Here is a 22731-nt window from a genome sequence, read left to right as displayed (position 1 = left end):
CATGAGTACCGGTGCAGTAAATGACATACAAATGGTCATTATTACAGGAATGTCTGGTGCAGGAAAAACTGTTGCCATTCAAAGTTTTGAAGATTTAGGGTTCTTCTGTGTCGATAATCTGCCTCCAACCCTGCTTCCAAAATTCCTTGAACTTATGAAGGAATCCGGGAATAAGATGAATAAAGTTGCTCTCGTGATGGACCTGCGGGGCAGAGAATTCTTTGATCATCTCTTTAAAGCATTAGATGAATTGGCAGAAACCTCCTGGGTAGCCCCGAGGATCTTATTTTTAGATGCAGATGATTCCACATTAGTGCGCAGATATAAGGAAACAAGGCGGTCACATCCACTCGCACAGACAGGTCTGCCGTTAGAAGGTATAACGCTTGAGCGCGAGCTTCTTGAAGAACTGAAAGGCAGGGCTCAAGTGATTTACAATACTTCCCTGATGAAACCTAGGGAACTTCGTGAGAAAATATTAACTGAATTTACCGCGAATAAACAATCAATCTTTACAGTCAATGTCATGTCATTCGGCTTTAAGTATGGAATTCCCATTGATGCGGATCTAGTGTTTGATGTGCGCTTCTTGCCAAATCCTCATTATATTGAGCATATGAGACCTAAAACAGGATTAGATGAAGATGTCTCCGGCTATGTATTAAAATGGAATGAAACGCATAAGTTCTTAGAAAAAGTAACCGACCTGCTTTCCTTCATGCTTCCACATTATAAGCGAGAGGGGAAAGCCCAGCTAGTCATTGCAATTGGCTGTACAGGTGGACAGCATCGTTCGGTAACGCTGGCTGAGTATCTAGGTAAATTTTTCGAAAAGGACTACAAGACATGTATTTCTCATCGTGACATTGAGAGGAGAAAGGAAAAAACTACATGAGCATTTACGGACAGCCTCGAATTGTCGTCATTGGCGGGGGAACCGGATTACCAGTTTTATTACGTGGATTAAAACAGTATCCAGTCGATATTACCGCCATAGTGACAGTCGCGGATGACGGCGGCAGTTCAGGACGTTTGCGTGAGGACTTGCATATTCCTCCTCCTGGTGACATCCGCAATGTGTTAGCGTCATTATCGGATGTGGAACCGCTCGTTGAGGAAATGTTTCAGCATCGATTTAAAACATCGAATGAGCTTTCCGGACATTCGCTTGGCAATTTAATCCTAGCGGCGATGACCTCGATTACAGGTAATTTTGTTCACGCCATTCAGGAAATGAGCAAGATTTTAAATGTTCACGGCAAAGTTTTGCCTGCAGCCAATCAAAGTGTTGTTCTTCATGCGGAAATGGAAGACGGGACAATTGTCTCAGGGGAATCGAAAATTCCCTACTCTGGGAAAAGAATTAAAAAAGTATTTATGACGCCGGAGAATATTCGACCTTTACCAGAGACTATTCAAGCGATTCGTCAAGCCGATTTAATCATAATTGGACCAGGAAGTTTATATACAAGCATTCTGCCAAATCTACTCGTTCCCAAAATCGGGGATGAGCTGTGCCGCTCCCATGCCAAAAAGGTCTATATCTGTAATTTAATGACCCAGGCCGGGGAAACGCATGGTTTTTCAGCAAGTGATCATGTAAAAGCCTTATATGATCATATGAGCTGTGCATTTATTAATACCATCCTTGTGAACAATGAAGAAATTCCACAAGACATCCAGCTCCGTTATAATGAAGAGTTGGCCGATCCTGTTGTCTACGATTTGCCGCAACTGTTTGAATTAGGGCTCGAAGTGGTTCATGCGGATATTGCTTACCAAGAAAATGGCGCATTACGTCATGACCCGAAAAAAGTGGCAAAAATATTATATAATTTGCTTTTAGTTGAAACCAAAAAGCGTTATGAAACGTAATTATAGTAACTATTAAAAAACGCATAAATCTAGTGTGTTTTTAGTATGGAGGGGAAAGGGATGTCTTTCGCTTCGGAAACGAAAAAAGAATTAACTAACTTAGAAGTGAAAACGTGCTGTATTCAAGCAGAGTTATCAGCTCTCATTCGGATGAATGGTTCCCTTTCATTCTCAAATCGAAAGTTAGTAGTTGATATTCAAACCGAAAATGCTGCGATTGCCAGAAGAATTTATACATTAATAAAAAAGAGTTATGATGTCCAAGTCGAGCTGCTTGTTCGGAAGAAGATGCGTTTGAAAAAAAACAATGTCTATATTGTCCGTTTATCCCAGCAAGCAAAGGAAATTCTCGAGGATACCAAAATTATCGGTGAAGGTTTTACGATTATTCACGATATTTCACCAGAACTTGTAAAGAAGAAATGTTGTAAGCGTTCTTATCTCCGCGGTGCATTTTTAGCAGGCGGATCTGTCAATAATCCAGAGACATCCTCCTATCATTTGGAGATTGCTTCGCTCTATAAAGAACACAATGATTCTTTATGCGAATTGATGAATACATTTGGGCTTAATAGCAAAACACTTGAACGCAAGAAAGGTTATATTACCTACTTAAAAGAAGCAGAGAAAATAACCGAGTTTTTAAATATTGTTGGTGCCCATAACGCACTCCTTCGCTTCGAGGATGTTCGAATTGTTCGTGATATGCGCAATTCAGTCAATCGGCTTGTAAATTGCGAAACCGCCAATCTTAATAAAACAATTGGTGCTTCGATTCGGCAGGTCGAGAATATACGCTATATCGACCAGACAGTCGGTCTGCAAATTTTACCTGAGAAGTTAAGAGAAATTGCAGAACTCCGCTTAAATTATACCGATGTAACCCTTAAGGAATTGGGGGAAATGGTTTCTGGCGGTGCGATCAGTAAGTCTGGAATTAATCATCGTTTGAGAAAAATTGATGCTATCGCGGAAAGGCTTCGTATAGGGGATATGATGATCTCAGAATAGAAAATTCTTTCATAAGTAATCTTGTGAAAGCCATAACATGAGCTGGTAGTAAATTTTTTGAATAAGCTTCAAGAAATATAGACGAAAAAAACATGAGGAGGAATTGTATAATGTTAGTGAAACAAGTAGAAGTAAAATTGAAAACAGGTCTTCAAGCACGCCCAGCAGCCCTTTTTGTCCAAGAAGCCAATCGGTTCTCTGCGGATATTTTCCTGGAGAAGGATGGAAAGAAAGTTAATGCGAAGAGCATTATGGGCTTAATGAGTCTTGCGGTTGGTACTGGTGTCATGATTGATATCGTGGCAGATGGTGACGATGAAGCATCCGCTATTGAAGCATTGGCTGATTTTATTCAAAAAGAACAATAATATATTTGCGGCCGGTTCCATATGGGACCGGCCGTTTTATTATTTTTAGAAGAATAAAAAAAGCAACCGGTCGATGCCGATTGCTTCTTTGTTACTTATTTATTTTTCTTCTCATCATCAATTAGATTACGTGTGATGATGTGGTCGATTAAACCATATTCTTTTGCACGTTCGGCAGTCATGAAGTTGTCGCGGTCTGTATCTTTGGCAATTACTTCAAGAGGCTGGCCTGTCCGTTCTGATAAAATACCATTTAATTTTTCACGAAGGAAGAGGATACGCTTTGCAGCAATTTCGATTTCAGTTGCTTGTCCTTGTGCGCCGCCTAGTGGTTGGTGAATCATAACCTCCGCATTTGGAAGGGCATAACGCTTGCCTGGTTCACCAGCTGCAAGTAAGAATGCACCCATAGATGCAGCCATACCAATACAAATCGTTTGAACTTTTGGCTTGATGAATTGCATAGTATCATAAATCGCCATACCAGCTGTAATGCTGCCGCCTGGGCTGTTGATATATAAAGAAATATCTTTTTCTGGATTATCCGCTTCAAGGAATAATAATTGTGCTACAATGCTGTTAGCAACATGGTCGTCGATGGCGCTTCCCAGCATAATAATCCGGTCTTTTAACAGACGGGAGTAAATGTCATACGCTCGCTCGCCCCGGTTTGTTTGTTCAATTACTGTAGGGATCAAATTCATTTTTCTTCCTCCTTTGATTGTAAAGGTAATAGTAATATGTATTGTTATCATACACTGATGGTCAATAAAGGTCAAACAATTTGACTATAAAATTGTTCGACAACTTTCCCTAATCCATCATAACCATTTTTAAGAATTTTAAACTAAATCTTTACTTGCAAAGTGCGGGAAACTGGAATATAATATGTAAGTCGCTAATATTTAGCGCTCGTGGTGCAACGGATAGCACGCAAGCCTCCGAAGCTTGAAATGCAGGTTCGATTCCTGCCGAGCGCATCACTAAAGCCTCCTGTTTTATTAAATGGGAGGTTTTTTATTGGAAAAAATCATCCTAATCTCCTAGTTTATCATTTTCCATTCCCGAATTTCCGTCCATCGTGTAAAATAGAATGCAGGGGGGATATGAAATGAACTTAAAGGCTGGTTTATGGCAACAGCAAACATTAAAATTAGCAATGACACAGGAGTTATCTCAGGCCATTGCATTGTTGCAGTACTCTGCCCAAGAGTTAACTGCTTTTTTAGACGATAAGGCACTTGAAAATCCCCTATTGCAGGTTGAACATAGCAATATTAAGCCGATGAATCCACTCATTGACCGAAATCGCCGGAAGAACCAAAAAGTGGAAAAGGACTGGATTGAGCAAATTGCCGATAAACCCTTTTCACTTGAAGAGTATCTACTATCACAATTAAAAATAACGAATTTATCAGCGGAACAATTAACTGTTATTCGCCGTCTGATTCAGAACCTTGATGAAAACGGTTACTTTACAGGCGACCTTCATGAAATCTCCCAAAAGCTAAGAGTAAAGGAAGATGTCGTGGAAGAATGCTTGGCTATTATCCAAACATTGGAGCCAGCGGGGATTGGTGCAAGAAACCTGCAAGAGTGCCTGCAGATGCAGATCTATTATCAGAATCCAAATAATGAACTGGCTCAAAAAATTATCTCTGAATATTTTTTACCGTTCGCTGAAAAAAAGTGGAAGCCAATTGCAAAGGAACTAAAAGTAACTCTTAAAGAGATCCAGGATATTTTTGATCAAATTCAATCCTTGAACCCAAAGCCGGGAACTATTCTAGGTAAGGAAGCAACCACATACATTATCCCGGATGCAATCATCGAGCACTCAAGCGACGGACTTACAGTAAGGATGTCTGATGAATCACTGCCAAGGATTAGCCTAAATGAGCAGTATTATCATAAATTCAAAGATCAGGACCAACAGGTAAGCCGTTTCCTGCAGGATAAACTACAGGATTACAATTGGATTCAAAAAAGTATTGAGCAGCGGAAAGAGACACTAACTAAGGTCATTGCCAAAATTATTGAAAAGCAGGAAGCATTTTTTCAAAAAGGTTCCAATAATTTAGTACCGATGACGATGAAGGAAATTGCCGGAGAACTGAATATCCATGAATCAACCGTAAGTCGAGCGGTTCGAGAAAAATATGTGCAAACCCCATACGGGACCTTCCCGCTAAAATCATTTTTTACAAGTACAATACAAACCGTTTCGGAGGATGAAAATACCTCATCCACACAAGTAAAGAAGAAAATCTCAACATTAATAGAAAATGAGAATAAACAGAAACCTCTTTCGGATCAAGATATTGTGGAGCAATTAAAAATAGAGGAAGGCATGGTCGTTTCAAGAAGAACCATTGCGAAATATCGGGATCAGTTGGGAATTCCGTCCTCTTCAAAAAGGAAAAGGTTTGACTGAAAGGAAACGAAATGATGGAACAAACGATAATCACGTTTTACACAAGGAAAAGCTGCCCGCTTTGTGAGAAAGCAAAGTCCACACTGCAAGAACTTAGCAAAGATTGGGATTTCACCTTAGAAGAAATTGATATTGAATCTAGTGATGAATTAACCGAACAATACGGTTTAATGATTCCTGTCGTTCAAATTGATGGAGTAGAAGCAGGTTTTGGTGTCATTAACAAATTTGACATAAGTAACCGTTTGCATGAAAAAAAAGCCAATCTAAACAGTTGAAATAGGTTTTCACTCCTGTTACAATAAAAAACGTAGCAGGGGTTATTTTTTTTGGATGTAGCGGGACATAATATGTCTATGGTGGACATTTTTAGACCAACTACATATAATAAAGGAGCATGAGCTTCATGCAGTCATTAATCGATATCCAGAAAAGACTATTACCCGATCTCCTTCAGGTCCTTCAGAAGAGATATTCTATCCTAAGATATATTGGTTTTATGCAACCGGTAGGAAGAAGGAGTTTAGCGGTTAGCTTGGGATATACGGAAAGAGTCCTTCGAGGCGAAGTAGAATTCCTAAGGGAGCAAAATTTAATTTACACAAATAATGTGGGAATGAGTTTAACACCTGAAGGAAAAAATTTGCTCGAAGACTTAGAAGGCTTTATGCGTGAATTAAAAGGTATTGATGTGATGGAGTTGGAATTAAAGCACCGACTCGGTATTAAAAAAGTCATCATTGTGCCAGGCGATAGTGATGAATCGCCGATGGTAAAAGGTGAACTTGGCAAGGCATGTGCGGTGTGCATGAAAAAGTTACTCGGCGGAAAAAATATCATTGCTGTAACTGGCGGTTCAACGATGGCTGCTGTCGCAGAAAGACTTTCACCCGAGTATCCCCAGAAAGAACTACTATTTGTCCCAGCAAGAGGCGGAGTAGGCGAGGATGTTCACAATCAAGCAAATACGATTTGCTCGATCATGTCGAAAAACACCCATGCGAAACATCGTGTTCTATATGTACCTGACCAGGTTAGTACTGAAATTTATGAATCACTCATCAAAGAACCTGACATTCATGAGGTATTAAAACTAATTAAATCAGCAAGCATGGTTCTTCATGGGATTGGGGATGCTATCACAATGGCTGAGCGGCGCAAAACGAATCCAGAAGTTTTGCATAAGCTGGAAAATCAACAAGCTGTGGGTGAAGCATTCGGCTATTATTTTAACGAACAAGGTGAAATCGTTCAAAAGGTGTCAACGATTGGACTGCAGTTAGAAGATTTAGTTCACATTCCAAATGTCATCGCTGTTGCCGGCGGGGGCTCGAAGGCAAAAGCCATCAAAGCTTACTTAAAACAAGCACCGAAATCAACCATCTTAATCACAGATGAGGGTGCAGCAAGAAAGTTATTAAAAGGGTAAATCCTTTTTAAAATAAAAACATCCTTACCCAATTAAAGGAGGAAATTTATTATGTCAGTAAAAGTTGGTATTAACGGATTTGGACGTATCGGTCGTAACGTTTTTCGTGCGGCATTAAACAATAGCAATGTTGAGATCGTTGCGATTAATGATTTAACTGATGCAAACATGCTTGCACACCTTTTAAAATATGACACTGTTCACGGAACTCTTGCAGAAGACGTAACAGTTGATGGTGAATACTTAGTAGTTGGCGGACACAAAGTGAAAGTTCTTGCAGAACGCGATCCTGCACAATTAGGCTGGGGCGGTCTAGGTGTTGACGTAGTAGTTGAATCAACAGGCCGTTTCACAAAGCGTGAAGATGCTGCGAAACATCTTGAAGCAGGTGCGAAAAAAGTAATCATTTCTGCACCAGCATCTAACGAAGATATCACAATCGTAATGGGTGTTAACGAAGATCAATATGATGCTAATAACCACCATGTTATTTCTAATGCTTCTTGTACTACAAACTGTCTTGCTCCGTTTGCAAAAGTATTAAATGATACTTTTGGAATCAAACGCGGTATGATGACAACTATTCACTCTTACACAAATGACCAACAAATCCTTGACTTGCCACACAAGGACTACCGTCGTGCTCGTGCAGCAGCTGAGAACATGATTCCTACTTCAACTGGTGCAGCAAAAGCTGTTTCCCTTGTTTTACCTGAACTTAAAGGTAAATTAAACGGTATGGCTATCCGCGTTCCAACTCCGAACGTATCTGTAGTTGACTTAGTTGCAGAATTAGAAAGAGATGTAACTGCTGATGAAGTGAACTCTGCATTAAAAGCAGCAGCTGAAGGTCCATTAAAAGGAATTCTAGCATACAGCGATCTTCCATTAGTTTCTACTGACTACAACGGAGCTCCTGTATCTTCAACAATCGATGCATTATCAACAATGATTCTTGAAGGCAACATGGTTAAGGTATTATCTTGGTACGATAACGAAGTTGGTTACTCTAACCGCGTTGTTGACCTTTGTGACTACCTTGCACAAAAAGGACTTTAATATATCGGACGGACGATGATTGATTTTTCAATCATACGAAGTTAATCATACAAAGGTTTTCCAAAGGGGAGCGGGGAGTATATGCCCCCCTCCCCTTTTTACTGATTTTATGCTGAATTTTCAATATTTTAGGAGGTCCTTTATGAATAAGAAAACGCTCAAAGATGTTGATGTAAAAGGGAAACGTGTATTTTGCCGAGTGGATTTTAATGTTCCAATGCAGGATGGAAAAATTACTGATGAAACGCGGATTCGTGCAGCCCTTCCAACGATTCAATACTTAGTAGATCAAGGCGCTAAGGTTATTTTAGCGAGCCACTTCGGCCGTCCAAAAGGGAAAGTAGTAGAAGAAATGCGCTTGACTCCAGTCGGTGTCCGACTTTCTGAACTGCTCGGTAAAGACGTGAAGAAGGCTGATGAAGCGTATGGTGATTCTGTGAAAGCATTGATTGAAACGATGACTGAAGGAGATGTTCTGCTTCTTGAAAATGTTCGTTTCTATCCTGGCGAAGAAAAGAACGATCCAGAGTTGGCCAAATCTTTTGCTGAATTAGCAGATGTTTATGTAAATGATGCCTTTGGTGCAGCGCACCGTGCCCATGCATCAACCGAAGGGATTGCACATATTTTACCAGCGGTTTCCGGACTTTTAATGGAAAAAGAATTAGATGTACTTGGTAAAGCACTTTCTAATCCAGAACGCCCATTTACAGCAATTATCGGTGGCGCAAAAGTAAAGGACAAGATTGGTGTTATTGAAAATCTGTTAGAATTAGTAGACAACTTAATTATTGGCGGCGGACTTGCTTATACTTTCGTGAAAGCACAAGGCCACGAAGTTGGAAAATCATTACTAGAAGCAGATAAGATTGATCTTGCCAATTCATTCATTGAAAAAGCAAAAGCAAAAGGTGTTAATTTCTACATGCCTGTTGATGTTATCGTGGCTGATGATTTCTCAGCAGACGCTAATTCCAAAGTAGTATCTATTGAGGAAATTCCGTCAGATTGGGAAGCGCTTGATATTGGACCAAAAACAGCCGAAATCTACCGTGACGTTATTCAAAAGTCAAAACTAGTGATTTGGAATGGACCAATGGGTGTATTTGAAATTGATAAATTTGCCGGCGGAACAAAGGCAGTAGCAGAAGCACTTGCTGAAGCAGAAGGTACATATTCAGTCATTGGCGGCGGAGACTCTGCAGCAGCCGTTGAAAAATTCAATTTAGCCGATAAAATGAGCCATATCTCCACAGGAGGCGGAGCTTCCCTTGAATTCATGGAAGGCAAAGCACTCCCAGGTGTAGTCGCATTAAACGATAAATAATTTTTTTAGAATAGTGTGTTAAACAAGATTTTGCCACTCAGTTGATTGGAGCGGAAGGCACGAAGACTCCTGCGGGAGTACGGGGCAGGGGAGACCCCACAGGCGCTATAAGCGCCGAGGAGGCTCCCCGTCACGCCCGCGGAAAGCGAAGTGCCTGGAGCCCAAATCAACAGCCAAGTTTAATAACCTAAACTATGGAAGGATGTGCCAGTATGCGTAAACCAATTATTGCAGGAAACTGGAAAATGAACAAAACACTTTCAGAAGCAAAAAGCTTCGCAGAAGAAGTAAAAGGACTAGTACCTGCCCCAGAAAAAATGGACTCTGTAATCTGTGCACCAGCATTATTTTTACAAAGTCTAGTAGAAGTAACCGAAGGAACCAATGTTAAAATTGGTGCTCAAAACATGCACTTTGAAGAAAGTGGAGCATTCACAGGCGAAATCAGCCCGAAAGCACTTGCTGACCTTGCTGTTCAATATGTAATCATCGGACATTCAGAACGCCGTGAAATGTTCAATGAAACAGATGAAACAGTAAACAAGAAAGCACTTGCTGCCTTTAAATACAACTTAACTCCAATCGTATGCTGTGGTGAAACATTAGAGCAGCGTGAAAATGGTGAAACCAATCAATTAGTTGGCGATCAAGTCGCGAAAGCCCTTCAAGGTCTATCAGCTGAGCAAGTCAAACAAACTGTCATCGCCTACGAACCAATTTGGGCGATTGGTACAGGTAAATCTTCTACTTCAGCGGATGCAAATGAAGTATGTGCCCATATCCGTCAGGTGGTTGCCGGGCAATTCTCACAAGACGTCGCTGATGCGGTAAGAATTCAGTATGGCGGCAGTGTAAAACCAGAGAATATTAAAGAATACATGGCACAACCAGATATCGATGGTGCATTAGTAGGCGGAGCAAGCCTTGAAGCACAATCCTTCTTACAACTATTGGAGGCAGGCAGCTATGAGTAAATCTCCCGTTGCTCTGATCATCCTTGATGGTTTTGGATGCAGGGGCGAAACAAAAGGGAATGCGGTTGCCCAGTCAAAAAAACCTAATTTTGACCGGTTTTGGAGCGAGTATCCACATTCTCATTTAACAGCGTCTGGGGAGGCTGTGGGTCTTCCTGAAGGACAAATGGGCAACTCTGAGGTTGGACACTTAAACATTGGTGCAGGACGTATTGTGTACCAAAGTTTAACTCGTGTAAACATTGCGATTCGTGAAGGTGAATTTGAAAAAAATGAAACCTTTACAGGCGCGATGGAGCATGTCAAGAAAAATGGCACAGCCCTTCATTTATTCGGATTACTGTCAGACGGCGGTGTCCACAGCCATATTCAACATATGTTTGCCTTACTAAAGCTGGCAAAAGAAGAAGGCGTGGAAAAGGTGTATGTGCATGCTTTCCTTGACGGCCGTGACGTTGGTCCGAAAACAGCGACGAAATACATCCAGGAAACATTAGACAAAATGAAGGAATACGGTGTAGGTGAATTTGCAACGATTTCAGGGAGATACTACTCTATGGACCGTGATAAGCGGTGGGAGCGTGTCGAAAAATCGTATCGTTCGATGGTTTATGGCGAAGGCCCTACATACACGAATCCTTTAGATGTTGTGGAAGATTCTTATTCTCATGGAATCTTTGACGAATTCGTGATTCCATCTGTGATTACAAAAGAAGATGGACAGCCTGTTGCCACAATTCAGGACAATGATGCAGTTATTTTCTACAACTTCCGTCCTGACCGTGCCATTCAGATTTCAAATACATTTACGAATGATGATTTCCGTTCCTTTGACCGTGGACCAAAGCATCCGAAGGATTTGTTCTTCGTGTGTTTAACTCACTTCAGTGAATCGGTCGATGGATATGTTGCTTTCAAACCAACCAATTTAGATAACACCATTGGTGAAGTATTAGCACAAAACAACTTGAAGCAATTAAGAATTGCTGAAACAGAAAAATATCCGCATGTTACCTTTTTTATGAGCGGCGGCCGTGAAGAAAAGTTCCCAGGCGAAGAGCGGATTTTAATCAACTCGCCGAAAGTGGCAACCTACGATCTTCAGCCAGAAATGAGTGCTTACGAAGTAACGGATGCACTTTTAAAAGAAATTCAAGCAGATAAATTTGATGCGATTTTACTAAATTTCGCGAACCCTGACATGGTCGGGCATTCAGGTATGCTTGAGCCTACCATTAAAGCGATTGAGACGGTCGATGAATGCTTAGGAAAAATCGTTGATTTAATTCTAGAAAAAGGCGGTTCTGCTATTATTACCGCTGACCATGGAAATGCCGATGAAGTAATTACACTAGAAGGCGAACCAATGACAGCACATACAACGAACCCAGTGCCGGTAATTGTGACAAAACAAGGAATTCAACTCCGTGAAGGAGGAATTCTTGGGGATTTAGCGCCAACTATGTTAGACTTATTGGGTGTTGAAAAGCCAGCTGAAATGACTGGTACATCATTATTAAAATAACCTAATTATTAAGGAGAGATTTTACATGCCATTTATTGCAGATGTATACGCTCGCGAAGTATTAGATTCCCGCGGTAACCCTACTGTTGAAGTTGAAGTATTTACAGAATCAGGTGCCTTTGGCCGTGCTATGGTTCCAAGTGGTGCTTCTACTGGTGAATATGAAGCAGTGGAACTACGTGATGGAGACAAAGAACGTTACCTTGGAAAAGGTGTTATTAAAGCCGTAGACAACGTAAACGAAATTATCGCTCCACATCTTGTTGGCGAAGAATTCAGCGTTTTAGATCAAGTATCTATTGACCAAGCTTTAATCGAGCTTGATGGAACAGATAACAAAGGTAAATTAGGTGCAAACGCCATTCTAGGTGTATCTATGGCGGTTGCTCATGCAGCAGCAAATTACTTAGATATTCCTTTATACCAATACCTTGGCGGATTCAACTCTAAGCAACTTCCAGTTCCAATGATGAACATCGTGAATGGCGGGGAGCATGCGGATAACAACGTGGATATTCAAGAATTCATGATTATGCCTGTTGGCGCTCCAAACTTCAAAGAAGCACTTCGTATGGGCGCAGAAATATTCCATACATTAAAATCTGTTCTTAAAGGCAAAGGCCTTAACACTGCAGTTGGGGACGAAGGCGGTTTTGCTCCTAACTTAGGATCAAACGAAGAAGCTCTTCAAACCATTGTTGAAGCAATCGAAAAAGCTGGTTACAAGCCAGGTGAAGAAGTAATGCTTGCGATGGATGCTGCATCTTCTGAGTTCTACAACAAAGAAGACGGTAAATACCATCTTGCTGGCGAAGGTGTTGTGAAGACATCTGCGGAAATGGTTGACTGGTACGAAGAACTTTCTTCTAAATACCCAATCGTGTCAATCGAAGACGGTTTAGATGAAAATGACTGGGAAGGCCACAAGCTTTTAACAGAACGCCTTGGCAAAAAAGTTCAATTAGTTGGTGATGATTTATTCGTTACTAATACTCGCAAACTTGCTGAAGGTATTGAAAAAGGAATTGGTAACTCCATCCTTATCAAAGTGAACCAAATTGGTACACTTACTGAAACATTTGATGCGATTGAAATGGCAAAACGCGCTGGTTACACAGCGGTTATCTCTCACCGCTCAGGTGAAACAGAAGACAACACGATTGCTGATATCGCTGTTGCAACTAACGCTGGTCAAATCAAAACTGGTGCACCATCTCGTACCGACCGTGTTGCAAAATACAACCAATTGCTTCGCATTGAAGATCAATTAGGTGAAACAGCTCAATACCTTGGCAAGAAAACATTCTACAACTTAAGCAAATAATTTGATGATATAAGAAGGAGCACATTTTTGGATGTGCCCTTTTTTTATTTAGGGCGTGAATGTCACAACAAGGACTATTGTCTAAAGCGACAAAATATGATAAATTTAATATACTGTGAATTGTGCGACTAACAGGAGGTGGCCTTTATGCATACATTTTTAGTAATCTTATTAGTGATCGTAAGTATTGGACTTATTGGTGTTGTTTTACTTCAATCTGGTAAAAGTGCTGGATTGTCTGGTGCCATTTCTGGTGGTGCAGAATCTTTATTTGGTAAGCAGAAAGCACGCGGACTTGATTTGATTCTCCATCGTATTACGGTTGTCTTGGCAATCTTGTTTATCTTGCTTGCTATGGCAGTGACTTACTTTAAAATTTAATCATTCACACACAAACCTGGTCCGAGTGGTCAGGTTTTTTGTTTGTTGAAAAAATTATTATCAGAAGCGTGAGCCATATTTCTGGAATGTTCACCATTGCTTTGTTAAAACTAAACTAAAGTGAAATGAAATTAAGGGAGTTTTTATATCATGAAAGTAACTATACCGAAGCCATTTACATTTGAAGGAGGAAAAAGGGCTGTTCTTCTTTTACATGGCTTTACCGGAAACTCAGCGGATGTCCGGATGCTGGGCCGTTTTTTAGAGAAAAAAGGTTATACCTGTCATGCCCCGCACTACAAAGGCCACGGGGTACCGCCTGAAGAGCTTGTTCATACGGGTCCTGAAGATTGGTGGCAGGATGTTATCAATGGCTATGAATTATTGAAAAATAAAGGTCACTCCGAAATTGCTGTGGCAGGATTATCACTAGGTGGCGTATTTTCGTTGAAATTGGGATACACTGTACCTATAAAAGCAATTATACCAATGTGTGCACCGATGCATATAAAAAGCGAAGAGGTCATGTACGAGGGAATTCTTGAATATGCTCGTGAATTTAAAAATCGTGAAGGAAAATCAAACGAGCAAATCGAAATGGAAATGAACGAGTTTAAGAAAACACCAATGAAAACATTAAAGGCCTTACAGGCATTGATCGCAGATGTGCGTGAAAATGTGGATATGATATATGCACCCACATTTGTTGTGCAGGCACGTCATGACAAGATGATTAACACGGAAAGTGCGAACATTATTTACAACGAAATCGAATCAGTCGTAAAGGAATTAAAATGGTATGAAGAATCCGGTCATGTCATCACACTCGACAAAGAGCGTGAGCAATTACATGAGGATGTGTATAGCTTTTTAGAAAAGTTAGACTGGCACGATTAACTCGGAAACTACAAAGGAGGATTAGTTTGGAAGATAATATACAAAAGCATATAGACAAGGTATTACAATACATGAAGGATGAAGCGTACAAGCCATTAACCGTTCAAGAGCTGGAAACTGCCTTTGGTATCCAAGACTCCAGTGATTTTAAGGAATTTGTAAAAGCATTGGTTCAAATGGAAGAAAAGGGCCTAGTGGTGAGAACGCGCAGTAACCGCTATGGACTTCCGGAGAAAATGAACTTAATTCGCGGCAAGCTGATTGGTCATGCAAAGGGGTTTGCCTTTGTTGCGCCAGATGAACCGGGAATGGATGATATTTTCATTCCGCCAAATGAAACAAACACCGCGATGCACGGGGATATAGTCTTAGCACGTGTCTCCTCTGAGAGCACGGGGCAGCGCCGGGAAGGAAGTATTATCCGGATCATTGAACGCGGCGTACAGCAAATTGTCGGAACCTATGTGGAAAGCAAAAGCTTTGGCTTTGTCATTCCAGATGATAAGAAGTTTGCTAGTGATATCTTTATCCCAAAGGCAGCCTCCAAAGGTGCAGTCGAAGGGCATAAAGTGGTTGTTAAGCTAATCACCTATCCAGAAGGACGGAAGAGCGCTGAGGGCGAAGTGATTACCGTTCTCGGCCACAAAAACGATCCGGGCGTGGACATTCTTTCAGTGATACATAAGCACGGGTTACCAATGTCCTTTCCGGATGAAGTGTTAAGACAAGCAAACGAGGTGCCTGACACCATCGATGAAAGTGAATTGGCCAATCGCCGCGACCTAAGGAACGAAACCATTGTGACGATTGACGGGGCGGACGCTAAGGACCTTGATGATGCGGTAACTGTTACTAAGCTTGAAAACGGCAATTATAAGCTCGGTGTTCATATTGCGGACGTCAGCTATTATGTAAAAGAAGGCACTCCGATCGATCTAGAAGCGGAGGAACGGGCAACTAGTGTGTACTTAGTGGACCGCGTAATCCCGATGATACCGCATCGTTTATCAAATGGAATCTGCTCCTTAAATCCAAAAGTGGACCGGCTCGTTCTATCCTGTGAAATGGAGATTACCTCGGAGGGCGCCGTTGTTTCGCATGAAATTTTCCAATCTGTGATTAAAACAACCGAGCGGATGACCTATCATGATGTGAATCTCATTTTGGCTGAACATGATGAAGAAACCCGTGCCAGGTATGAACCACTCGTGCCTATGTTTGAAATGATGGAAGAGTTGGCTGCCATCCTACGAAACAAGCGGATGAAGCGTGGCGCGATTGACTTTGATTTTAAAGAATCAAAGGTACTTGTAGATGAGGAAAGCAAGCCGATCGATGTCGTTCTTCGCGAACGGTCTGTAGCCGAAAGATTGATCGAAGAGTTTATGCTTGCAGCGAACGAAACGGTAGCTGAGCATTTTCACTGGATGGAAGTTCCCTTTATCTACCGTATTCACGAAGACCCAAAAGAAGATAAGCTGCGGAGATTTTTTGAGTTCATCACGAACTTCGGCTATATTGTAAAAGGTACTGCCAATGATGTGCACCCAAGAGCCCTTCAAGAAATTATTGAAGAAGTTCAAGGAAAACCGGAGGAAATGGTAATTTCAACTGTCATGCTGCGGTCAATGCAACAAGCAAAATACGATCCGGAGAGCCTTGGTCATTTCGGATTATCAACCGAGTTCTATACTCATTTCACTTCACCGATCCGCCGCTATCCGGATACAATCGTTCATCGCTTAATTCGTACCTATTTAATTGAAGGAAAGCTGGATTCAACCACACAGGAGAAATGGAATGTACGCTTGCCAGAGATCGCTGATCATTCTTCAAAAATGGAGCGCCGCGCAGTTGATGCTGAGCGGGAAACCGATGAATTGAAGAAAGCGGAGTATATGGAGGACAAAATTGGCGTTGAATATGATGGGATTATTAGCTCTGTAACGAATTTCGGAATGTTTGTCGAGCTGCCAAATACGATTGAAGGCCTCGTTCATGTCAGCTATATGACCGATGATTATTATCGTTTTGACGAGCGGCATTTTGCGATGATTGGCGAGCGGACAGGAAACGTCTTCCGAATTGGTGACGAGATTACCGTCCGGGTTGTTAAGGTAAATAAAGATGAACGCTCCATCGACTTTGAAATTGTCGGCATGAAAGGAACACGCCGGGAACGTGTTGACACGCCAAGGGTTTTCAGTTCGGGCAGCGAATCCAAGAAACCACGGAGAAATAAACAGCAGAGCGGCGGACGTGGTCAAGGCGGCAGCGCTAAGTCTGAAGGCGGCAACGGCCAAGGCAATAAAGCAAAGAAAAAACGTAAATTTTATGATAATGTGCCAAAAAATAAAAGTAATAAGCGGAAAAACAAATAAGTATTACGTTTTAACTTTTTGTTTATATTCCTAGAAAAAACACACGTTTCTCGTGTGTTTTTCTTTTATCTGTGTCCTAATTTTTTACTGTAATTTTACTGACGATTCTTTTTCGAATGAAATCCACACATAATAAGGATAATGGTAAAAAAAGGCCGATTGTTAGCATAAGTGGAATCCAAACATGCATACCTGTATCTGACTCAGAGTAGGTGACATTTGGGAATATGATCAACGAAAGGACAACTAAAATCATGCCTAAAGGTAATGTCAGTGGTCTGTAATCTTTTAAATTTAAAATTTGGGCAAATCCAACGACAGACCCAAAAAAATAAATAGTCATTTTGAAATAAAGTGAAACGAACCATAGTACGGCAAGCATTGCTTCTAATCGTTGAACAAATCCCCCTACATTTATTTTCCTAGCTAGTGCATAACTTGGATACAAAAGCCTTACAGAATTGTCCACCCCAAGAACTAAAATACTAAAAAGAGTAATGAATAATAGAAAAATCCCTCCAATTAAATTCCCGAGAAAAAAAGCCTTAAAGGACCGTTTAGGTTGATTAATAAAAGCAGGAAAAACCATTAGCAGACAGATTAGCGATAGGGAGGAAAATTCTAAATACGTTAAAGTAGCTGATAGGATGGGTTTTATCCCAGTCTCTAGTACAGGCTGAATATTCTGAACTTCAACTTTCGGTGAAAGAAAAAGGAAAAAAATGGTAAAAATCATTATAAACCACGGAAATATTATTTCTCCAGCACGTGCTATTGTTTCTATGCCCAGACGTACCCCTTGAATGACAATTAATATGAAGAGAATATGAATCACCTCAATAGGGGTCTCCGGTATAAATTGTGCGGTCAGAAACTCTCCTAAAAAAAATAGCAGTGTAGCTGCAGAAAGGAACAAGCTGCAACTGATAAAGAGAGAAACGATTTTGCCTAACCATTTTCCTAACAGTCTTTCATTCATTTCGACTAGCGTCATATTGGGAAAACGAACTCCAAGGGTGTGATACAACCACATAATCAATAATCCAATTATGATGCCAAGAATAACGGAAATCCACGCATCTTGTCTTGCATAAGAAATTAATCTTTCCGGTGCATTTAAGATCGTACTTCCGATTGTTACTAGTATGACTAATATTGTAAATTGAGCAACCGATATTTTACCGTCCTTCTGCATTGTTTTTTATCCTTTTCATTTATTTAATCTGGTTAAAAAAATAGATAATTGTCAGTTTATATTTTCTTCAAAAAATGGAAATATTATTCTCTGATAGAAATCGTAGATAATGATATTGGGGAATTATCCAATAAACGTTTTCCATTATAGAATGTTTAAATAAATGGAGAGGGTCGTAATCCATGACACAGAGAATAAAAATTTTTTTTTTATTGATTGCAATTTTATTACTCACTACAGGCTGTTGGAATCGACGAGAATTAAATGAACTTGCTATAACTCTGGCTATGGGAATCGATCGCAGTACAGATGGACAATATCTTGTAACTGCCCAAGTAGTGAATCCAGGGGAAATTACTGATAAAGCAAGAGGAAATGCACCGGTAATCATCTTTCAAGCTAAGGGAAAAACCCTACTAGAGGCATTTCGAAAAATGACCAAAGAAGCTCCAAGGAGAATTTATCCTTCACATCTCCGAATCCTGGTGATTGGAGAGGAATTAGCAAAAGAAGGGATCGGAAAACCATTAGATCTCCTTTCAAGAGATTGGGAAATGCGATCAGATTTTTACATTGCTGTAGCTAAGGGACGGATGGCAGAAGATGTACTAAAGGTGCAAACATCTTTAGTCAGAATACCGGCCAATAAAATGTTTAATACTCTTGAAGTCTCAGCAAAAGCATGGTCCGCAACTAGATATGTGACGTTAGATGAACTAATTGCAAATATGGTAAGTGAAGGGAAACAGGCTGTGTTAACTGGTATCCATATAAAGTTAGAAGGCGAAAATGGAACTTCCGCCAGCAACCAAAATGTAGAAACAATCAATCCGCCTGCTAGGTTGTTTTTTCAAGAATTAGCGGTTTTTGACGGGGATAAATTAATAGGTTGGTTAAATGAAGTTCAAAGTAAAACGTATACGATTGTTACCAATCTTGAACAAGGTTCTGTTGGGGCTGTTCCATGTCCGAATGGCGGGAAATTCGTTTTTCAAATAACGGATTCAGAATCGAAAGTGAAGGGGAAAATACGAAATGGAAAACCTGAAATTGATGTAAATGTGCGTGTGGATGGCAAAGTAGCTGAAGTACAATGCGGTATTGACTTGAAAAAATCAAAATCGATTCGTCAGTTAGAGAAAATCTACGAAACTGGAACGAAAAAAATGATTCAAACGGCCATAAAACAAGTTCAAGAAAAAAATAAAGTTGACATTTTTGGATTTGGAGAAGCGATTCATAGGGCGGATCCCAATGCATGGGAAAAACTAAAAATAGATTGGGATAAAAAATTCGAGGACTTGAAGGTAAATATTAAAATAGATGGAAAAATCCGTGGTATCGGAACAAGTGGAAATTCATTTGTCAAAGACATAAAGTAATTTTGTTTGATCATACAGCAGTATCCGAATTCTTGCGGTACTGAGAGGGGGGCAGTTGATGAGTTTATTTAAGAAACCGAAAATTAAAAACAGCTTGGACCTGTTCAAGTTAGAGAAAGATGATCAAGGTACAAAGAAAGAAAATAACTATTTAAAACATAGTCTTGAAGAAAACAAAAACTATGTACAAAAAATACTCGGAAATAGCAACGACATCGTGTTTAGGGAAATACAGATTGGGAAAGAGGAATCTGTTAAAGCAGGCATTTTCTATACGGATGGATTAGCAGATACGGATGCCATTCAACATTTTGTTCTAGAACCGATAATGTTAGAAATCGATTTCGAAACTGATTTATCCCCTTCTCCAACAATGAATTTATTAAAAGTATTAAAGGAACAAATTCTCACAGTTGGTTCAATAAGAGATGTTACGGAGTACAGCTCTCTTTTCAATTCATTATTATCAGGGGATCTTATTCTTTTATTAGACGGACAATCTCAAGGATTCATCATCAGTGTGCGTGGCTGGAAAGAACGGAGTGTAACTGAGGCCACCTCTGAAACGGTCGTTCGGGGACCAAAGGAAGGCTTCACGGAGTGCATCCGAACGAATACGGCATTAATTCGCCGAAAGATAAAATCACCGAATCTATGGATGGCTACAAAGAACATTGGGGAAATGACCAAAACAGATGTCGCAATTATGTATATCAATGGAATTGCAAATGAAAAGGTGGTCCAGGAAGTTCACGAGCGTCTAGACCGGATTGACATTGATGGCATATTGGAAAGTGGTTATATTGAGGAATTAATTCAAGATAAAACCTACAGTCCGTTTCCAACTATCTATTATTCAGAACGGCCTGATGTGATTTCTGCTGACCTCCTAGAAGGAAAAGTCGCCATAATAGTGGATGGGTCACCGAATGTGTTGATTGTTCCAGCACTGTTCGTTTCTTTTTTACAAGTGGCAGAAGACTATTATCAGCGTGCCGATATAAGTACTCTTATTCGAATGCTTCGCTTTTTTAGTATTATGATCGCACTTTTGGCACCATCTTTATATATAGCTATTACTACATATCATCAGGAAATGATACCCACCGAACTGTTGATTAATCTTGCTGCCCAACGCGAGGGTGTACCCTTCCCAGCATTTATTGAGGCTCTAATGATGGAGGTAGCATTTGAAATTTTACGGGAAGCTGGTTTACGAATGCCAAGGGCTATAGGCTCAGCAATTTCTATAGTAGGCACATTAGTCATTGGTACTGCAGCAGTTGAGGCTGGAATCGTTTCGGCTGCCATGGTCATTGTTGTGGCAATCACAGCGATTTCCAGCTTTATACTTCCTTCCGTCGCCATGTCCATGTCACTGCGAGTCCTTCGGTTCCCCATGATGGGGCTTGCTGCTTCATTCGGTTTAGTCGGTATACTTGTCGGATTAATATCACTTATCCTTCATATGTGCAGCCTGCGTTCCTTTGGGATTCCATATATGAGTCCTCTGGGTCCATTAATCCCTCAAGACTTAAAGGATACAATTATCCGTGTACCTTGGTGGGGGATGTTTTCACGGCCACGTCTTATCAGTCAAAAAAACATAAGCCGAGAACATAATTCGGCACCAAAACCCCCTCAAGATAAAATCTAATGACTTTAATTACCTATAATGGAGTAAGGAGCTGACGACCTAGTGGCTGTTGCAGGCATCTTAGTTATTTCCGCTGTAATTATAGCGTTTGATGTACCTCATTTGTTGAGAAAAAAATTAAAAAAAGAGCTATGGATTTTTTCTATTCTTCTGCTATTTGGAACCGTGCTAAGTATTGCACAAGCTCTGGGTATGAGGTTGCCTAATCCACTAGATTGGTTAACAGTCCTTTTTAAACCATTTGCCAGCATGATAGAGAATTTATTAAAGTGACCGTTTGGCGCATGCCTTTTTTAGGTATAGTTTAATTGTTATGGAATTTGATTTCTGCTACAATTAATGCCATAAGTAGAGGTGAATCTTATGCCAAAAGGTGAAGGAAAAGTAGTTGCGCAAAACAAAAAGGCTTACCATGATTATTTTATCGAAGAAACCTATGAAGCGGGAATTGTCCTGCAGGGGACCGAGATTAAGTCAATTCGTGGGGGAAAAGTGAATCTTAAGGATGCCTATGCACGGATTCAAAATGGGGAAGCCATACTTTTCGGAATGCATGTCAGTCCGTATGAACAAGGGAACATTTTCAATCATGACCCGTTACGAACCCGAAAGCTATTACTCCATAAGCGCGAAATTAATAAACTAATCGGTGAAACAAAAGAAGCAGGTTATGCGCTTGTTCCATTAAAGCTATACTTAAAAAATGGGTTTTGCAAAGTGTTAATTGGGCTTGCGAAAGGGAAGAAGAATTACGATAAGCGGGAATCCTTGAAGCAAAAAGAGGCCAAGCGTGAAATTGAACGAGCTTTCCGCGATCGTCAGAAGATGTAATCGGAGTGAACTGGAAATTATTTTACAGTTACTTACAATTGAAAAATGCGGACAGTATGTTATAATAAGTTTGTCGCTAAGTTAGCGATGAGATACTTTGCTCAAGGACAATTGTCTGAGCATCCTAACGTCTACAGCTTTAATCTTTGATTAGATTGCAGCTCCTTTTATTATGGGGACGCTACGGATTCGACAGGGGTAGTTTGAGCTTAGGTCGCGAGTCGAGGGGATCGGCCTCGTTAAAACGTCAAAGCCATAACTGGCAAAACTAACAACAACCTCGCTTTCGCAGCTTAATACTGCATAGCGGTTCCTCCCTCCATTGCCCATGTGGTAGGGTAAGGGACTCACTCTAAGTGGGCTACGCCGGATTCCACCGCCTGAGGATGAAGGAAGAGAACAACCAGGCTAGCTGACCGGACGCCGGTCGATAGGCATATGGCCTCAGCGAAACACCAATATATCGACTACACTCGTAGAAGCTTAAGTGGCGATATCTTTGGACGTGGGTTCGATTAGTAATTAGTCGCCTTGTGTGGTAACACACGAGTGAAAATCTGGCTTTATCGGTGAAACCTAAGTCACATCAATGTGATAGGGCAATGCCGAGCGGTATGTGGAGTAATCCAACAGCCGTGTATCGACTTATAGGCTGCCATGGACGTGGTAGTACTAGGATGC

21 protein-coding genes, 1 tRNA gene and 1 other RNA gene are annotated in these 22731 nt (G+C 40.6%); 21 read left to right on the top strand and 2 right to left on the bottom strand.

All coding sequences use genetic code 11. From position 1 onward, the window contains the following. The first annotated feature begins 1 nt into the window (after position 1). The 4 genes from rapZ (at position 2) to M3610_RS08090 (ending at position 3254) form a co-directional block, all read left to right on the top strand. Positions 2-895 carry an RNase adapter RapZ gene (gene rapZ / locus M3610_RS08105; protein WP_098572321.1) on the top strand — a complete coding sequence of 298 codons (894 nt, stop codon included), beginning with the start codon at positions 2-4 and terminating at the stop codon, positions 893-895. Beyond that, positions 892-1875, top strand: coding sequence for a gluconeogenesis factor YvcK family protein (locus M3610_RS08100; protein WP_180230016.1), 984 nt, complete (start codon positions 892-894; stop codon positions 1873-1875). Before rapZ ends, M3610_RS08100 begins: the two co-directional genes overlap by 4 nt. Positions 1876-1935: 60 nt before the next feature. Further along, the gene (gene whiA / locus M3610_RS08095; RefSeq protein ID WP_098572322.1) at positions 1936-2886 is read left to right on the top strand and encodes a DNA-binding protein WhiA; all 951 of its coding nucleotides are present in this window, start codon (positions 1936-1938) and stop codon (positions 2884-2886) included. A gap of 110 nt (positions 2887-2996) precedes the next feature. Beyond that, entirely contained in the window at positions 2997-3254 is a 258-nt protein-coding gene (locus M3610_RS08090) for an HPr family phosphocarrier protein (protein WP_251458081.1), read from the top strand. 95 nt (positions 3255-3349) lie between these two features. On the opposite strand, the gene clpP is transcribed toward M3610_RS08090, so the two are convergent. Further along, on the bottom strand, positions 3350-3958 hold the full coding sequence (clpP, locus tag M3610_RS08085; protein WP_098572323.1) for an ATP-dependent Clp endopeptidase proteolytic subunit ClpP: 609 nt from the start codon (positions 3956-3958) through the stop codon (positions 3350-3352). Between the two features lie 204 nt (positions 3959-4162). Here clpP and M3610_RS08080 point away from each other — a divergent pair. The 12 genes from M3610_RS08080 to rnr all read left to right on the top strand — a co-directional run bounded on the left by M3610_RS08080 (position 4163) and on the right by rnr (position 16985). Then, positions 4163-4234 (top strand) — tRNA-Arg (locus M3610_RS08080). 131 nt (positions 4235-4365) lie between these two features. Beyond that, positions 4366-5688, top strand: coding sequence for an RNA polymerase factor sigma-54 (gene rpoN, locus M3610_RS08075; protein ID WP_251458078.1), 1323 nt, complete (start codon positions 4366-4368; stop codon positions 5686-5688). 11 nt (positions 5689-5699) lie between these two features. Then, positions 5700-5966, top strand: a complete 267-nt coding sequence (locus M3610_RS08070; RefSeq protein WP_396953635.1) for a glutaredoxin family protein — start codon at positions 5700-5702, stop codon at positions 5964-5966. A gap of 128 nt (positions 5967-6094) precedes the next feature. Beyond that, positions 6095-7117, top strand: a complete 1023-nt coding sequence (locus tag M3610_RS08065; protein WP_251458075.1) for a sugar-binding transcriptional regulator — start codon at positions 6095-6097, stop codon at positions 7115-7117. A 51-nt stretch (positions 7118-7168) separates the two neighbouring features. Beyond that, positions 7169-8176, top strand: a complete 1008-nt coding sequence (gap, locus tag M3610_RS08060; protein WP_098572327.1) for a type I glyceraldehyde-3-phosphate dehydrogenase — start codon at positions 7169-7171, stop codon at positions 8174-8176. A gap of 142 nt (positions 8177-8318) precedes the next feature. Beyond that, on the top strand, positions 8319-9503 hold the full coding sequence (locus M3610_RS08055) for a phosphoglycerate kinase (protein WP_251458073.1): 1185 nt from the start codon (positions 8319-8321) through the stop codon (positions 9501-9503). A gap of 212 nt (positions 9504-9715) precedes the next feature. Then, a complete protein-coding gene (gene tpiA, locus M3610_RS08050; protein WP_098572329.1) occupies positions 9716-10477 on the top strand; it encodes a triose-phosphate isomerase in 762 nt (253 codons plus the stop codon). Beyond that, entirely contained in the window at positions 10470-12002 is a 1533-nt protein-coding gene (gene gpmI / locus M3610_RS08045) for a 2,3-bisphosphoglycerate-independent phosphoglycerate mutase (RefSeq protein WP_098572330.1), read from the top strand. The genes tpiA and gpmI overlap by 8 nt, the downstream gene beginning before the upstream one ends. 25 nt (positions 12003-12027) lie before the next feature. Beyond that, a complete protein-coding gene (gene eno, locus M3610_RS08040) occupies positions 12028-13326 on the top strand; it encodes a phosphopyruvate hydratase (RefSeq protein WP_098572331.1) in 1299 nt (432 codons plus the stop codon). Positions 13327-13473: 147 nt separating this feature from the next. Continuing rightward, on the top strand, positions 13474-13707 hold the full coding sequence (gene secG, locus M3610_RS08035; protein WP_098572332.1) for a preprotein translocase subunit SecG: 234 nt from the start codon (positions 13474-13476) through the stop codon (positions 13705-13707). Positions 13708-13857: 150 nt separating this feature from the next. After that, positions 13858-14604, top strand: a complete 747-nt coding sequence (locus M3610_RS08030) for an alpha/beta hydrolase (RefSeq protein WP_251458070.1) — start codon at positions 13858-13860, stop codon at positions 14602-14604. 26 nt (positions 14605-14630) lie between these two features. Further along, a complete protein-coding gene (gene rnr, locus M3610_RS08025; protein ID WP_251458067.1) occupies positions 14631-16985 on the top strand; it encodes a ribonuclease R in 2355 nt (784 codons plus the stop codon). 76 nt (positions 16986-17061) lie between these two features. Here the strand turns inward: rnr and M3610_RS08020 are convergent, their stop codons facing one another. Next, on the bottom strand, positions 17062-18180 hold the full coding sequence (locus M3610_RS08020; RefSeq protein WP_251458064.1) for a GerAB/ArcD/ProY family transporter: 1119 nt from the start codon (positions 18178-18180) through the stop codon (positions 17062-17064). Positions 18181-18362: 182 nt separating this feature from the next. Here M3610_RS08020 and M3610_RS08015 point away from each other — a divergent pair, with 182 nt between their 5' ends. From M3610_RS08015 to ssrA, 5 genes are all read left to right on the top strand, one after another. Beyond that, complete coding sequence (locus M3610_RS08015) at positions 18363-19562, top strand: Ger(x)C family spore germination protein (RefSeq protein WP_098572336.1); 1200 nt, start codon at positions 18363-18365, stop codon at positions 19560-19562. A gap of 58 nt (positions 19563-19620) precedes the next feature. Next, entirely contained in the window at positions 19621-21219 is a 1599-nt protein-coding gene (locus tag M3610_RS08010) for a spore germination protein (RefSeq protein ID WP_251458061.1), read from the top strand. 42 nt (positions 21220-21261) lie between these two features. After that, positions 21262-21492 (top strand): hypothetical protein, encoded by a 231-nt coding sequence (locus M3610_RS08005; protein ID WP_251458058.1) that lies wholly within the window; start codon positions 21262-21264, stop codon positions 21490-21492. Positions 21493-21582: 90 nt separating this feature from the next. After that, positions 21583-22050, top strand: coding sequence for an SsrA-binding protein SmpB (gene smpB, locus M3610_RS08000; RefSeq protein ID WP_026567812.1), 468 nt, complete (start codon positions 21583-21585; stop codon positions 22048-22050). 182 nt (positions 22051-22232) lie between these two features. Then, positions 22233-22568: a transfer-messenger RNA gene (gene ssrA / locus M3610_RS07995) on the top strand. Positions 22569-22731 lie beyond the last annotated feature (163 nt).

This window comes from Neobacillus sp. MER 74 (assembly GCF_023714155.1).
This window is presented reverse-complemented; position numbering and strand designations above follow the sequence as displayed.